Source organism: Pseudomonas panipatensis, assembly GCF_900099785.1.
In the GTDB taxonomy this organism is placed as follows: Bacteria; Pseudomonadota; Gammaproteobacteria; order Pseudomonadales; family Pseudomonadaceae; genus Pseudomonas; species Pseudomonas panipatensis.
In genome coordinates this window covers 323,629-338,210 of sequence record NZ_FNDS01000005.1, presented here as the reverse complement: position 1 = coordinate 338,210, position 14,582 = coordinate 323,629, and the positions used below count along the sequence as shown (strand labels likewise).

The following is a 14,582-nucleotide window of genomic DNA, read 5'->3' as shown; positions in this document are numbered from 1 at the left end:
GACATAAGCTGTCGCACCCACCAGAGAAGCTAGCCAAGAAGTCTAGGAGGTCACTTGTATGAAAAACCTATTTGCCGCTATCGGATTCGTTGTAGTGCTGAAGAAAGGTTATGAGCTGTATCGCGAGTACAGCGACCTGAAGCGTGAAAAGGAGGCACAGCAACCCTCCTCCAGCTGACGAACACACCGAGCCGCAGCCAGATCTCAAGTTTTAAGTGCGCGGCCGAATGAATTTGGTCGTAGGACCTACTCAATCAGTGGCACAAAGCCATCAAACCCAGTAGGATCGACATCAACTTGGCGTCAGGTAACTGGCGATCAGTCGTGACACAGAACAAGGTAGTCATCATGTCCCAAGCGAAGGATACGCTGCTTAGGCTATTTGCATTACTCCGCCTGATTCCCACCGAACCTCAGCGTATCGCAACGCCAACCCTTCTCGAAAAGCTTCGCGATAGAGGCTTTTCGGTGACCTTGCGCTCGATTCAGCGCGACCTGAATCGATTGTCGGTTCCCTTCTCCTTGCAGTGCGACGACAGCGAAATGCCATTCCGCTGGAGCTTCACGCGCGAGGCACCGCTCAAGCTTGAGGACATGGACGCGCCGACCGCCCTGGCGCTTTTCTTATCTGAAAGCCACCTCAGCCCAATTCTACCGCAGAGCGTTCTGGATCAATTGGCCCCTCAGTTTCGCCGAGCCCGCAACTACCTCAGCGGCTTGGGCGGTAACGGCCTAGCCGATTGGGCAAAACGCGTTCGTACACTGCCCTATGGGAAAACTCTGCTACCAGCGCAGGTCAGAGCACACACCTGGGCGCAAGTATCCGCGGGCCTGCTCGAGCGCAAGCAACTCGAGGTGGCTTATCTGAGTCGCAGCAAAGGCGAACTCAAGCACTTTCGTCTACACCCGGCCGGCCTGGTCTCACGCCACGCCGTGAGCTACCTGCTTGCCTCTGTTGACGGTTTCAGCGATCTGCGTCAGTTCGCCTTGCACCGGATTACCGAAGTGACCGTACTCGAGCAGGCCGCTCAAGAACATGAGAGCTTCGATGTCGATGCTTACATCGCCAGCGGCGTATTCAGCCAGCGGGAAGCAGAGGCACAAGTGGAGCTAGTTGCCGATGTCCGCCCACAGATCGCGGCCTTGCTCAGTGAAACACCATTGAGCCATCGGCAAACCTTGAGCGATACCGCCAGTCATGGCTGGCACCGCCTTCACGCAACAGTGCCATTGGACCGCGAAACGCTCTGGTGGATCTTTGCCCTGAACGAAAACATTCGCCTGCATGCACCCGCGGTGTGGGTGGAGGAGATTCGCGAGCGATTGAACTCGATGCAAGCGCTCTATCGAGAAACCGGCGCAATCCAGCAACCTGCCTGAACATCCCAATACTTCAAAAGGATATTGTCATGCCACTTCCTCTCATTCTCGGCGCCGCGGCGCTGGCCAGTGCAGCCTACGGTGCCAAGAAAGGCTACGACGGTTACCAGAAGCATTCCGAAGCCGACGACATCGTCAACGCCGCAAAAAAGCGTTACGCCGGGAAGAAGGAAGCGTTCGACGTACAGGAAAAGGCCACCACTGACGCCCTCGAATCGCTGGGCCAGGAAGAACTAAACATCGGCCAGCAGTTCAACGAGTTCAAAACTCTCGCCGAAGACTTGCTGCAAAAACTCAACAACGGCCGCCAAGACAAGCTGGAAATCAATATTCCCAAGCACAAACTGCAGCGTGTCGAGAACTACAGCTACACCGCCATCGGAGTGCTGGGCGCTGCCGCTGGAGCGGGTGTAGCCGGCGCTGCGGCTGGATTTGCCGTATATGGCGGCGTGATGGCATTGGGTGCAGCCTCTACTGGCACAGCCATCTCCTCGTTAGCTGGCGTTGCTGCGACCAACGCTACGCTGGCGGCTATTGGAGGCGGCTCGCTGGCCACCGGCGGCTTGGGCATGGCCGGCGGCACCGCGATTCTCGGCGCAGCCGTGGCCGGACCGGTGCTGGCCATCGCGGGTTGGGCATACGACAGCCATGGCGAAGAGGCGTTGAAGAACGCGCGCAAGGCCGACCGTGAAGTCGATAACGCCGTAGCGAAGCTGGAAAAAGCCCAGCAACAACTCAGCAAGACGGAAGATTACGTGTTCGACATCAGCGACGTGCTGAAGTCGGTTTACGCGCAATTCGATCAATACTTCGAACATCTCAAGTTCATCGCCCGCCACATCGAAGACATCAGGTCTCGCCAACTCGACCCGCAGAGAGAACTGGCCAAGCTGGGCGACTCCATTCTGCGCCTGATCAACAACGGCTTCGCACTGGCAACCATCCTCGTCGACCTGATCACCACGCCGCTGTTCAAGGTCAAGAGCGCCAACGGCGAAGTCATCAAAGACGAAAATGGCGTACCGGTGATGGACACGGACGAAGACGGATCGATGATCCTCAACGCGGATCAGTTGGATAAGCAACTTGGTGATACCAAGGCCAGCGCAGCTCGCATAGAGCCGGCTTGACCCGGGTACGGGGCCAAACGGCCCCGCCTCCGCCCTGCACCTTACTCACTTGTCACGGACGCCACTATGCACGCCGCAGCGCAAGACTTCCCCTGGGCTGAAGAGCTCGAGAAAACTGTCGTTAACAGCCTTGTAACCAGTTTCGGACTGGACTTTCTGCTGTTCAAAGACCAGAAAGGAGGCAACGTAGACACAGTTCACAATGTGCGCAACGGCGTGTGGGCCACCGCCGCCGAACAGCAGCATTATGAGCAACGCGGCGAATACGACAGTACCCCCTACCATCAGCACGACAATTACATCGCCACCGGCCAGCAGGATAAAACCCTGCACGCCGCTGGCGTCCTGCGCGACCCCTATCGCAATGCCGTGATGGGCGCACACGAACAGCGCAACCTCGACCATGTGATCAGCGCCAAGGAAATTCATGACGATGCCGGTCGGGTACTAGCGGGGCTCAGCGGCGTAGAACTGGCCAATCAGAGCAGCAATCTGCAATCCACCCACGAAACCGTAAACAAATCGAAAAAGCAGGCGCCCATCAACGAGTACCTGCAAAGGCTGCCTGGCCTGATTTCTGACAACGAAGTAACACTAGCCAAAGACCGTGCTCGCCTGGCGGCTCTGCCGCGTGAAACACCGCAGCAGCAACACATGGCCCGCGAACTGGAAGACAAGATCCGTAAAACCGAAAACAAAATCACCGAACTCAAAGCGGTAGATCCCGACGCCATGCGCAAACGCGATGCTGAAGCGCGGGCACCATACGAGCAGCAGATCAACCACACCTACTACACCAGCAGCAAGTTTTTCCATCAAACCGCTAGCGCTGCCGGCGCCGCCGGACTGGCTATGGGCACTCGGCAGATGCTCGGCATGGTCATGGCTGAAGTGTGGTTCGAACTACGCGAGCAACTGCCCGCCCTGCTGGACAAGCTCAAGCATCAGTTCAGCTTCGAAGCATTCGTAGACAGCATCACCGCCTCACTCAAAGGTATCTGGGAGCGAGTGCAAAGACGCTTCAGTGACTTCTTGGTGGCTTTCAAAGACGGCCTATTCGCAGGCATCCTCGGCAGCCTCACCACGACAGTGTTCAACATCCTCGCCACCACGCAGGTGATGGCGATCAAGATCATTCGCGAAGTCTGGGGCCAACTGGTCAAGGCCATCAAACTGATGATCTTCAACCCCGACCAACTCAGCTTCGTTGAATTGTGCCAAGCAGTCACTTCGCTGTTGTCCGTAGGTGCCGCTACCGTCGTCGGCTCCATGGCCTACGCCCAACTTCTGCCGGTGTGCAGCTTCCCGTTCGGCGCCGAGCTAGCCGCCTTCGCCAGCGCCTTGGTCACCGGTGTGATCACCCTTGGGCTCAACTACTTTTTGCTGCACAGCGGCGTGGCGCTCAAGCTGTGGGCATTTATCGAATCACTGCCCCCGCACGCAGGCACAATCAAACAGTTTCAGGCGATCAATGCCGAATTGGATCGATACCTGGCCGAACTGAGCCGACTGGAATTCAACCTAGACGTGGACGAACTGCAAGCCTTCAGCCTCGAACTACAAAGTTGCAACGATGAACTGCAGCGCAGTGTGGTGTTGCAGCAAGAAGTGCAGGCCCGCGGTATCGAACTGCCGTTCGAGATAGGGAATGCAGCTAGTACCCGTAACTGGCTGACCTCGCTAGTATGACGTTACCAGCGTTTCCCTGTACGCAATGCGGGCTGTGCTGCCGCAATGTACATATGGCTGAGCAAACTCGCTATCTGGATCGGGGAGACGGCACATGTCGATACTACAGTGATGCTGAACGGCTCTGTCTGATTTATCAGACCCGACCAGATATCTGCCAGGTGGATCGGCAGTACCGGATGCACTATGCAGCGCTATACAGTTGGGCGGAGTTTGTTGACGCAAATCTCGAGGTTTGCCGGGTGCTGCAGAGCCAACATTAGCCTCGTATAGACGAGCTTGTGAGATCTCGTTGGGCAATCTAGGTGCATTACCAGTTGGTGAAGCAGCAACTGGCTGTTCAACTGGGCCAGGCTTCGCATCACTTCGCAGCGCTGATCCAGAGCGCCTGGCACTCACTCCAGCACGTCGAAATAAGCCAGCATGAGCAGCCTATAGCTGCTCACGCTGTGACCCCCATTTTCTCTGCTCCTGTGGCTTTACTGAGCGCTGAGTCAGGCACCCGGCTCGTAAGAGTCTTTCAGACGCTGCAACAGGTCATTGTGACGTGCCTCCAGGTCAGTCAGAGTAAAGCTCCCCATCGCCAACAAGCGCTGCGAGTTTGGCAGACTTTCCACCCGATCCTCGAAATAGCGAACCCGTTTGCTCGCGAAATCCAGATTGCCCAAGGAGGTGTTCTTGCGCCGCGAGAGCAGCATCAAGTTGCCCAGTCGATGCAGCCATGTATCGCGCTGTTCCTCATTGAAGTCCTTGACCCACTGGCTCGCACCGTCCGGATTCTGCGGCAGGATATGCTCCACACTAATATCATCCGGCAGGTTCAACGGCGCAGCATGGCTGGCCAGCAGGTACTCGAGGCGCAGCAGAATATATCGAGCGAAGCGCCGACCGTAGATGGCGCCGTCCAGTAGGTCCTGCAACTGTTTGCGGTCGAAATCGAAGGCTTTGCTGGCGAGCACTTCAGCCGGGATCTTGGCCGCCTCAATCACCTTGAGGACTTCATTCATGTTGCTGATGCGCTGGGTGGGTGTGAGCTGCACGATCCAGTCGGCAGAGAACTTGTTGTCGATGCGCTCGATCAAATCGAGTAACTTCTCTGCCTTGAACTTGCGATACCAGGCCAGCACTGGCGGGATCCAGTCAGTGGCTGGCAAGCCTCGACGCATCACATTGATGCGGTTCCGATAGGAATTACCCAGACTGGCTGGCAGGCCATCGAGCTGAATCGCCTCATCGAAGGCATCCTTGTAGGCCTTCACGGCCTCGAAGCTCTCGCTGCCCAGCGCCAGCAGCGGCGGCTTGGCGCCGTAGACGCGTTCGTCAAACTCCTTAAGAAGGCCTTCCCGTGCCTTGTCCTTCACATAGATGGTGCGCACCAGCGAGAGGAAGCGGTCGAACTCGTCGCGGCCCATCTCTCCTTCGACTTCTTCCCAGTATTCGGCCCACTTGCTGCGCTCGCTTTCCTTGGTGACAGCACCAAGGTTTTTGGCCTTGAGAATGTCGCTGTTGGACAGCGGAATGCCCCGGTCGTTGAGGATGGTGAACAGTCGGAAGGCATCGTCCAGGTCTTCGGTGGCCACATAGATGAACAGTGCGTTGTTCAACAGATAGCCAACGAATCGGGCGAAGTCACCTTCCGTGGGGAAGCGGCTGCTGTCATCAAAGCTGGCATGAATGGTCTTCATGCCCGCAGCCATATTGGCCAAAGACAAATTCTTGCTGGCAGCAATGCCTGGCAAGTCCGTGCTGCGCGAACCGTTGTCGGCCTTGATATAACGCTCGATGAAGCTACCCACGTTGTCGCGGATGTCATAAACGATGCGATTTCGCCCCGGAACCCTCTGCCACTTGTTCTCCTCCTGGAACAACATCCCGCGACAGGCGTCTTTGAGCTGATCGTCCGTGACCCGGTCACGGATACACGCCAACATCAACATCAGGGTGGTTAAGCGTTGCTGACCATCCAGTAGTTCGTATTCCTCAAAGCTCACCCCATCGGTGGTACGTGTCGCCTTGCGCAGCACCATCGAACCCAAGAAATACTGGCCGTCCGGGTTGTGTTCGCTGGCGTAGTTCACATCGTCAATTAGCTCGGAAATCTCATCCTTGCCCCAGACGTAGGCCCGCTGGTAGTCCGGAATGCGAAACCAGAGGCGAGAGAATACCTCGCCGATCACGATCTTGGCGCTGTCGATCTGGCCCTTCTTCCCTGTACTCACTTTAAAAACCCCTCAACCAAATCCCACCGTTTGTCCTTCACCATAACGAACCGGCAACAACCTTCCGACAGGTTGGCCCACAGGCCACCGATCAGACGGTCATCCTCAGCCCCATTCCAGCGATCTGCGCCCTTGTACTCAACAGCGAGAATCGGCCCAGGCTTTTCTGCCGAACAGGGCAGTTGGCAGAGGAAGTCTGGGTAGAATCGACCATCGGCCTTCTGCAAGAAGAATGAACTGCCTTCGCGCCGAACCAGATTGCGCACCCAGAACCGGATGCGGCCCTGCTGCGCCCACATATCCAACTGACAAGCACATTCAAACTCTTCCTTGCTGTCAAAGTCGCCTATGCGCCCATAGAAGTGCTTACGGAAATCGAAGTGCCCGAAGCGCCCGTCGTAATCACGGCTCGGTGCATAGGCCTGGGGGTGAAACTCGAACGTGTATTGATCGGTCACCGCCACCCGTGTGGCCGCATCCTCACCAAATAGCGCCTGCTGGAACGCCTTGCCGACCGCCTGCTTACGTAGTTCACGAATACGCGCCTCGATCAGATTGCGGATCAGAAACTTCTGCAGGTTGGCTCGTGCCAGCGTGAAACCTTCCCGGCGCAGCAGATCGGTGAGCCACGCTGCAACAAATACCTGCTTGCTGGCGTGAGTCAGCGATGGCTCGGGTAGGTTGCGGCACAACCAGGTGGCGATGCGAACTTCATCCCAGTTTTCGGGTTGATAGACAAGGCCCAGATCGCGTTGCAGCTCGGGCAGGAAGCGCGACACAACTTGGCCGCCATCGTCGATGTCGATCTCGCCGCCTTCCGATACTTTCAACGCAGCGCCTAATTCCGTCAGGTCATCGACCGTCGGTGCAGCATCGTAGGGCGAGAGGTCCCACGGATACTCCAACACCTCCGGGTCATCAAACAGCGCCAGCTCGCCCTGCACGCGCAAGGCCAACTGCGGCACGCGGAAGCGCTCGCCTAATTCAGCGGGCGTCTGGAAGAATTCAATGGCCGTGGTGCGGCTGACTTCGGCTGCTTCCACAATCGCCGCTGCCGCAGCTTCCGTAGTGACCGAGGCCTTGAGCACTTCGGCTTCATCTTCCGTGAGCGGCGTGCTAATGGTCAGCGTATTGAGCTTGCTGTCCCAGCTGACCTTGTCACGCACCGGCTTCGGCACGCTCTTCAAGTCGGGCTTTTCGGACAAAGTAATCGCCACGGGCCGAACGACCACGCGCCCGGCGTGTCCATCCAGGTCCAGCCGTGCCTGGTCAGGCAGGGCGGCGGTAACGAATTCCGTGACTTCACGCCGCTCGAAACCGGCTCCGGCCACCAGACGGTCCCGCAGTGCACCTGCCGTCTCGGCAAAGTTGCGTGACACCACAAATGCATAGGACTGGTTCAATGCCTTGGCACTGCGATGGCTGGCGCCGGGCTGCCTTAACACGCGCCCGAGCAACTGCTCCACTGCCGTAGCCGATGACAGCGAAGCCATGCTCACCAAAATGTAGGCAAACGGGCAGTCCCAGCCTTCGGCCAGTGCCTTCTGGGTGATGACGAATTTCACCGGGCAGGCAGGGTCGGCAATGCCCAGTTTGTAATCGGAATCGATCTGCTCCAGCCCCTTTTCCTCTCCCGTGGCCACTACGATTTCCCTGGCGGGGATGCCGTGGTTGGTGATCAGCTCGCTCTTCACCTTCTCGAAATCTAGCGTCTCGATGCCGGCCCGGCGTGGTTCGGACTGGATCAACACCAGCGGGCGTAGATAGGCCGCACCTACACGGCGATCTTCATCGGCCAACTTGTGCAGGGCATCGCGTCGACCAATGGCATCGGCCAGACACTGCTGCCAGTTAGGTTCGGTTTCCAGAACCACCGGCAGCTTGATCATTTCTTCCGCCTTCAACTCGGCGGCGGACACGCTGTGCAGCACGTTGGTCGGCGTGCGCTCCAAGTCGGGCGTGGCGGTCAGCTCCATCACCCCGCTGGGGCGGAAGCGCGCCAGCATGTCGAAGGCCAGTTCGGTGCGGCTGTTGTGCGCCTCATCGACAACGACGAACGGGCGGCGCAGGCGCAGCACGTTGGCCAGCGAATACGGCGTGGTGCGCTCGCTGCCCTCACCATCGGTCAGCAACTCATCCCGCTGGCTGGGTGAGAGATTGTCGAAGTGGTGCATCAGCGCGCCGCTGGACTGGTACACCTTGCGGCATTCCTCCTCTTCAACTTGAAATGCCTGCCGCGTGGCGACGATGACGGTGGTTGAGGTGTCCAGTGTGGCGCGGGTGACGCTCTTGGCTTCTTCAAGATCGAGCACCGTGATCAGGCCAGCCTCCTGCAATGCGGCGTGATACGGATGGCTGCGATCCTTCAGCGCCTTGATCGTCTGCTCACGAATCGGTTTGCTGGGTACCAGCCACAGGATCACGCTGTGCTCGCAGCGCAGCAGGTGGGTGTTGACGAGCTGGATGCTTTTCGCCGCCAGCCAGGTCTTGCCGCCGCCGGTGGGCACGCGCAGGCAGAAGTACGGCATGTCGGCCGGAAAGCCCGATAACGGGTTGTACGGGTTGCCGCGTCCCCACAAGCGTTCGGTGGTGGCAGTGAAAGCAATCGAAGGCGACGGCAGTTCATGGCAAGCCTTGAAATAGGCTTCCACGCTGTCGAGCACTTGCTGTTGATAGACTTTCGGTGCGAATCCGGACATGGTTTACACCTCCAGCGCGTAAGGGGTTTGCTTGAAGGTGATGCCCTCGCGTGCGGCGCGGGCACCGATGCGGTTGGCAGCAGCGTAGATCACCTTCGGCCCACCGAACTTCGGCAGCACATCGAACACCGGACCGGTGAGCACGTTGCCCCCACTCACAGATTTGTCCTTGAGGATGCCGTTGTAGAGCAGGTAGATGGCGCGGCCTTCGTGGATGCCCAGCAGGGGAGAGTCAGCTGTGCCGGTGAATCCGGTGCCGGTTTCGGCAAACCAGACAAATTCGGCCAGTTGTGCGAATTTCACATCGCTGCGAATTTGGCCATCGGCATCGAATAGTGGTTCTGCGGACAGACGACAGAACTGGAAGCCTCCGCCGAGGCCGTCAACAGGGACACGCTTCTTGCCGGCGAGCGGTGTGTATCCGTCGATTGCTTTCCGAACCCTCTCGCGTGTCTTGTTCCGCGCAACGTCATCGTTGAGCTCGACAAGGAGGAACCGCACAGGCTCCTTCAAGTGCTGATTCAACCTGAGCACGGCATGCGCCGTAGTACCAGAACCGCCGAAGCTATCGAGCACGAGATCACCGGGCTCGACTACCATCCCCACCAGGTCCGCAATGACCTCGGAGTCCTTCGGAAACGGAAATGCACCTGCGCCGAGTATTGCCTCAACCTCCAAGGTAGCGGCCCGCCCGTCCTTGTAGAACACGCTCATCATCGGCTCTTCGTCGACCTCAAACAGGTAGCTCTTGCGATTAGGAATCGTCGTGTGGTTCGTGCCGAAGTGAATTCGAGGTGGATCTTCGGCCAGCGCCGCCTTCGTGGTGTCCTCTTCCCATCGCCAGCCGGTCGACGGAATAGCGCAAGGCTGCTGAGTGATGGGGTGCAGGATCGGATAGCGCGGACGGTTCTCGCGACCATCATCAGGGCCCGCAAAGTCTGCCGCGAAGTAAAGCCCGCGCTTGTCAGACCAGTTGTAATGCTTGTGCGCCTTACGCGGATCCCCTTTAGGCAGCGCGCGATACCAAGCCATCATTTCCTTGCGGATCGCGGCGTGCTCATCTCCGTGCTTCTTGCGCAAGCTCTCGTAGTGCTCCAGCACTGCGTCGACGCCAGGTTTCTTACGCCGCCAGCGAACCTTTCGCTCCTTCAGCAGCGCCTTGTTGCGAGCAAAGGCGACGATGTACTCGTGCGTGACGGATACAAGCTTCGAGTCGCCCTTCTTGCCCTTTTCCCAGACAATGGTGGCAACCTCATTCGCGGCCCCGAAGACCTCGCGCATCAGCGCTTGCAGGTTCCCGACTTCGTTGTCATCAATGGACACAAAGATCGCACCGTCGTCCCGTAGAAACTGCTTCAGCAGCACCAGCCGCGGGTACATCATCGACAGCCAGCGGTCGTGCCGGTCCAGCGTTTCGCCTTCCTTACCAACCACCTCACCCAGCCAGCGGCGAATCTCCGGGCTGTTGACGTTGTCGTTGTACACCCAGCCCTCATTGCCGGTGTTGTAAGGCGGATCAATGTAGATGCACTTCACCTTTCCGGCATATCGAGGAAGCAGGGCCTTGAGGGCGTGCAGGTTGTCGCCCTGCACAATGAGGTTACCGCTCTCCTTGCCATGATTGTCGCCACAGGAGAGCTCCGTCACCGGCTCCAGCAGTCGGAAAGGTACATCCTTGTGGTGTTTGACCACAGCTTCCTTGCCGATCCAATTCAATGTTGGCATTACGCCCTTCCTTCAATCCACGCGAGATGACTACAGGTCATCGCTGAGTTGTACTTTCTATCCAGCCTGCATCTGCGGCTACCACTTGATCGAGGCGCCTGCCCAGTCGGCTGGCAAAGTAAAGCGCGCCCGACATTCCGAGATTCGCGCGAGACCCGGCAGCTAGCTGCAAACCCGGCAAATTATCAGGTCAGTACCTACCAGGCGAGTTTTTGCATCCGCACTCCAGAAGCGATGGGACCGCATTGCCAAACCCGCCATTTCAAGCTGCCGATACCCAGCCAGACTCCCACCGACCTCCCCAGGCCAGAGCTGGAGCCCCTAGTGCACTAGCTGTCGTCTGGATGAACTGCTGGAGCTGAATGCACCGCGTAGCAGACTGACCCAAGGCCATTACTGTCCGAGTGCTAGCAGATGCCTCGCCACAGCTCACCGGACTCGACAACAGCGATAAATCGGCCAGCAGTAAACCCGTCGGGAAACAACGAATCCCGACCCTCCTCGTCAAGCTGCCCCATTGGCCGGAGGAGCTCCTTCTCGTCACGCAGAATGACCTCCAGTGCCTCACGGGATACCACCCTGAACCCATCGACTAACTGTCCATCGAGCTCAATGGAGGTATCGACGATCCAGGCCCGCAGGTCCGCCTCAGGATGCTGGCCGTGGTAGCCCAACCTGAAGCACAGATCCTGATCAGCCCCCAACGCCCTTGCCACCGCAATCCGCTTGCGCCGTAGCTGCCAGGCAGCCTTACGCAAGGTGTTGGTGCGATGCAGCCAGACCTCATGAGAGGTCGAGCGGATATACCCCGACTTGACCTCCATAACCAGCAGCACACCATCTAGATGACAGATCAAATCCACCTCACCGGCATCGTCCTCTTCTGTCATAGGCGGCCGATACCCCACCTCAACAGCAAAGCCCCGTTGCCGAAGGCTATCGGCCAGCGTCAGCTCGACACGCTGGGTTTCTGCCTGCACATCGGCCCTGCGGGCATTAATGCGCCGCAGGTTATTAATGGCTGCCGTCAGGTTGTTCTGCTGGGCGCCGACCCAGGGGAACTGAAATCTGTAGCGGCCAATTTTGTAGAAGGGCTGCTCGTACAGGCGCGGTGCAGGCATCCCCGGCTGCTGCTTCAGTTGCTGAGATAGCGCCTTGAGGTCACTGGTCCAGAACTTGAGAATTGCCTTGGCTGAATCGGCGCTGCCTTGCGGATGCTCCTCGCTGACCGTCCAGCCTTTGATCCTGCGGATTTTTTCTTCCTCTTCGGACCAGGTCATGGGGAACCTGTTTTTCCCTGACTGCACGCCACCCATGGCCAACTGGCCAAGAGCATGGGCAAGCACGCCCGACTCACGAAGGTAGTCCTGGAATGGCCGGATGAACTGGCTCTGAAAGAAAACCGAGGTCAGCTCGCTCGCCAGCAAGACGTGGTGAAGCTGAACCTGAGTACCATCACTGAGAGCGAGTCGATCACCCAGGCCGTAAATCTGCTGCAATTGCAGCTCGCTGCGCATTGCCTTGATATAGGCCAACTGATTCAGCTCATGGTTCTCAGGCGAGCCGATTAGTTGCTCAGCCATGCCGGAGTCAACGAATGCCTGCACGGCACGGTTCATCCAGTAGTGCCAAAGCAGGTCGCTCTTACGCCCGGTTCGCTGCCACCGCTCAGTTCCCGCCTCCGACTGGTTATAGATAACCGACTCGCCCGGTTTTAGCTGGTAACGGCATTCAGGGTTGAAGCAGAACCAGTCAATCGAACCCTCGTAGTCGATCCGCTCTTGGGTGGCGGCAATCAGAACGGCTAGCCATTCGAGGTTTTCACGACATCTAGCGGCATCAGCATCAGCTGTGGAGGAACCGGGGAAAATAATCGGGGACAGATGACGTTTCAGCGACTCCCCGAGCCGTACCTCGTTCAGACGAAAATCCTCTTCAGGGCAAGCCAGGAGCTTCCTCAAGATGATGCGGTTGTAGACCTGCCACTGCTGGCCGGAGCGATCATCGGGGGCGTCTTCGGCAAATGCCTGATAAGCCAGCACGCTGAGGTAGGAAAACAGCTCCAGCAGGGATAAGCGCTCAAGGTGTTTTTCAGCGTTGGCAATCAACTCATCAAAGGGCTTGAGCTGATCAAGCAATCGGGCACAGACACCGAAGAATACCTGCCACTCTTCCCCTGCGAGCGCCGCCCGAAGCGCAAGCCATAGCGGCGAATCAGTACGCTCAAACAGCTTCGAGTAGCGGATCGCCCATCTGAAGGTATCTGGGGTATGGCTGGCGAGGTGCAGCAGTAGGTCGACACTGACTGCATTATCGAAGTGCAGCACCCTACTGAGGGCAAGGCTTGCCAGCTCGGATTGGGCGACTGCATCCCCATCACGCCAAAACGGTGCTAAAGCCAAGCCTGCCGCGCGGTCAAATGCAGAGAGGCTTTTACCTGCAGGCCGTTGATCCAGGAAATGATGCAGGCTTTCATCAAGAGCACGACCCTTGCTGAGTTCAGGCTGATTCCTTTCATAAACCGACTGGTAATGCTGCCGGCATCGCTCCCCCTTCTGTGTCATCCCACTGCACTCACGCCAGTCTTAGATTTCTGGCCAGAGCCTAAACCATCGACCGGCCAGGACTCCACAAGCACCGTGCTAGCACCCGGCACGCTGGCAACCCATCGGATCACCAGCGCGAGCCTGAGCTACCAGCCCTACCTACGTGATGAATTACGCTTGCCTGGGAATGGACCGATTAGTCGTCCCGGAATCCTTCCTTGCCTGCCCCTTACGCAAGCAACGAGCCCCTACGGGCTTGAGCCGCAGATGCTGATCATTCTTAACCAGGTAACGCATGGTGTAATGCACGTCACCCCGCGCACTTAAGTCCCGGCGGTGGATCAGGCCGAGCCCCAGCCTGTCGTGGTATTTATCTTTGTCGATGTTGCAGTTGTTGTAGCAGCCCTGACCACGGGTAATGCGCTCCCATAGCTTACCGATCCGCTGCCCCCTGTAGATATCGGCACTCACTTGAGCGCCGTTGAAGAAGAACGCAGCATGGATGTGATAGCCCCGATCCTCGCCTTGCTCAACGCTGCAGATGTAGCCAGTTTCATGGTCGAAAATCAGGTTACGCTCACGCTGAGCGATCAATCGATTCAGGTCGTCGAATACGTGCTCCACACGTAGTCTCGCTTGGACCTCCGTGCGGTAATACAGATCAACCCTGACCACGCAGGTACGGGCGTAGCGATCCAGCACGGCATCCACGTAGCGGCAAACCTCGATCTCTTGCTGCATCGCCTGGTAGCGCTGGTCATGCTCCCGGCGCGTATATCGCTTTTGGGTGAGGCGAGCTCGGATGTTCCTGGTCAGCTCGTTCAGCGTTTCGCTGGTGCTCAGATAGCGCGTTTCACCCTTGTTCAAGCAGGTAATGCCAATGGGGCTGAGCTCAACCCCAATGGCCTGACAGGTTTCCTGGAAAAGGCTCAAGTGCCAGCTGTGCTGATACTCCACATCACCCTCGAACAGCGCGACCATCTGCATGATCCCATCGAAGTATTTTGACAGCCGGGTTTCACTGACCCGTTCGTCTCCATGCTTCGAGTATGTGATTTGGAAGGCTGGGCTATCTGTACGCTGGATGGCGTTGACGAGGCGCTCAATCCGGATAGCGGTATCGGACTGGGATTGAAGGGTGTTGGCGTTTCGTTCGGTCATGGTTGTGTACCTGGTTGGTGGTTTCGCACACCA

At 57.9% G+C, this 14,582-nt stretch carries 9 protein-coding genes; 4 read left to right on the top strand and 5 right to left on the bottom strand.

Features of this window, described 5'->3' with window-relative positions:
* The first annotated feature begins 348 nt into the window (after positions 1-348).
* The 4 genes from BLQ74_RS14210 (at position 349) to BLQ74_RS28035 (ending at position 4,462) form a co-directional block, all read left to right on the top strand.
* Positions 349-1,380: a helix-turn-helix transcriptional regulator gene (locus BLQ74_RS14210; protein ID WP_058487211.1), complete on the top strand. Its 1,032-nt coding sequence runs from the start codon at positions 349-351 to the stop codon at positions 1,378-1,380.
* Between the two features lie 29 nt (positions 1,381-1,409).
* Entirely contained in the window at positions 1,410-2,510 is a 1,101-nt protein-coding gene (locus BLQ74_RS14205) for a chemotaxis protein (protein WP_090263231.1), read from the top strand.
* Between the two features lie 66 nt (positions 2,511-2,576).
* Positions 2,577-4,199 carry a hypothetical protein gene (locus BLQ74_RS14200; RefSeq protein WP_090263230.1) on the top strand — a complete coding sequence of 541 codons (1,623 nt, stop codon included), beginning with the start codon at positions 2,577-2,579 and terminating at the stop codon, positions 4,197-4,199.
* Positions 4,196-4,462 carry a YkgJ family cysteine cluster protein gene (locus BLQ74_RS28035; RefSeq protein WP_090263229.1) on the top strand — a complete coding sequence of 89 codons (267 nt, stop codon included), beginning with the start codon at positions 4,196-4,198 and terminating at the stop codon, positions 4,460-4,462. Before BLQ74_RS14200 ends, BLQ74_RS28035 begins: the two co-directional genes overlap by 4 nt.
* A 231-nt stretch (positions 4,463-4,693) precedes the next feature.
* On the opposite strand, the gene BLQ74_RS14190 is transcribed toward BLQ74_RS28035, so the two are convergent.
* The 5 genes from BLQ74_RS14190 to BLQ74_RS14170 form a co-directional block, all read right to left on the bottom strand.
* On the bottom strand, positions 4,694-6,418 hold the full coding sequence (locus tag BLQ74_RS14190; RefSeq protein ID WP_090263228.1) for a DUF262 domain-containing protein: 1,725 nt from the start codon (positions 6,416-6,418) through the stop codon (positions 4,694-4,696).
* Positions 6,415-9,117 carry a DEAD/DEAH box helicase gene (locus BLQ74_RS14185; protein WP_090263227.1) on the bottom strand — a complete coding sequence of 901 codons (2,703 nt, stop codon included), beginning with the start codon at positions 9,115-9,117 and terminating at the stop codon, positions 6,415-6,417. The genes BLQ74_RS14190 and BLQ74_RS14185 overlap by 4 nt, the downstream gene beginning before the upstream one ends.
* A 3-nt stretch (positions 9,118-9,120) precedes the next feature.
* Positions 9,121-10,842, bottom strand: a complete 1,722-nt coding sequence (locus BLQ74_RS14180) for a site-specific DNA-methyltransferase (RefSeq protein ID WP_090263226.1) — start codon at positions 10,840-10,842, stop codon at positions 9,121-9,123.
* Positions 10,843-11,249: 407 nt separating this feature from the next.
* Positions 11,250-13,406 (bottom strand): NERD domain-containing protein, encoded by a 2,157-nt coding sequence (locus tag BLQ74_RS14175; RefSeq protein WP_236175983.1) that lies wholly within the window; start codon positions 13,404-13,406, stop codon positions 11,250-11,252.
* Positions 13,407-13,559: 153 nt separating this feature from the next.
* Entirely contained in the window at positions 13,560-14,549 is a 990-nt protein-coding gene (locus BLQ74_RS14170) for a YagK/YfjJ domain-containing protein (protein WP_090263225.1), read from the bottom strand.
* Positions 14,550-14,582: the final 33 nt, after the last annotated feature.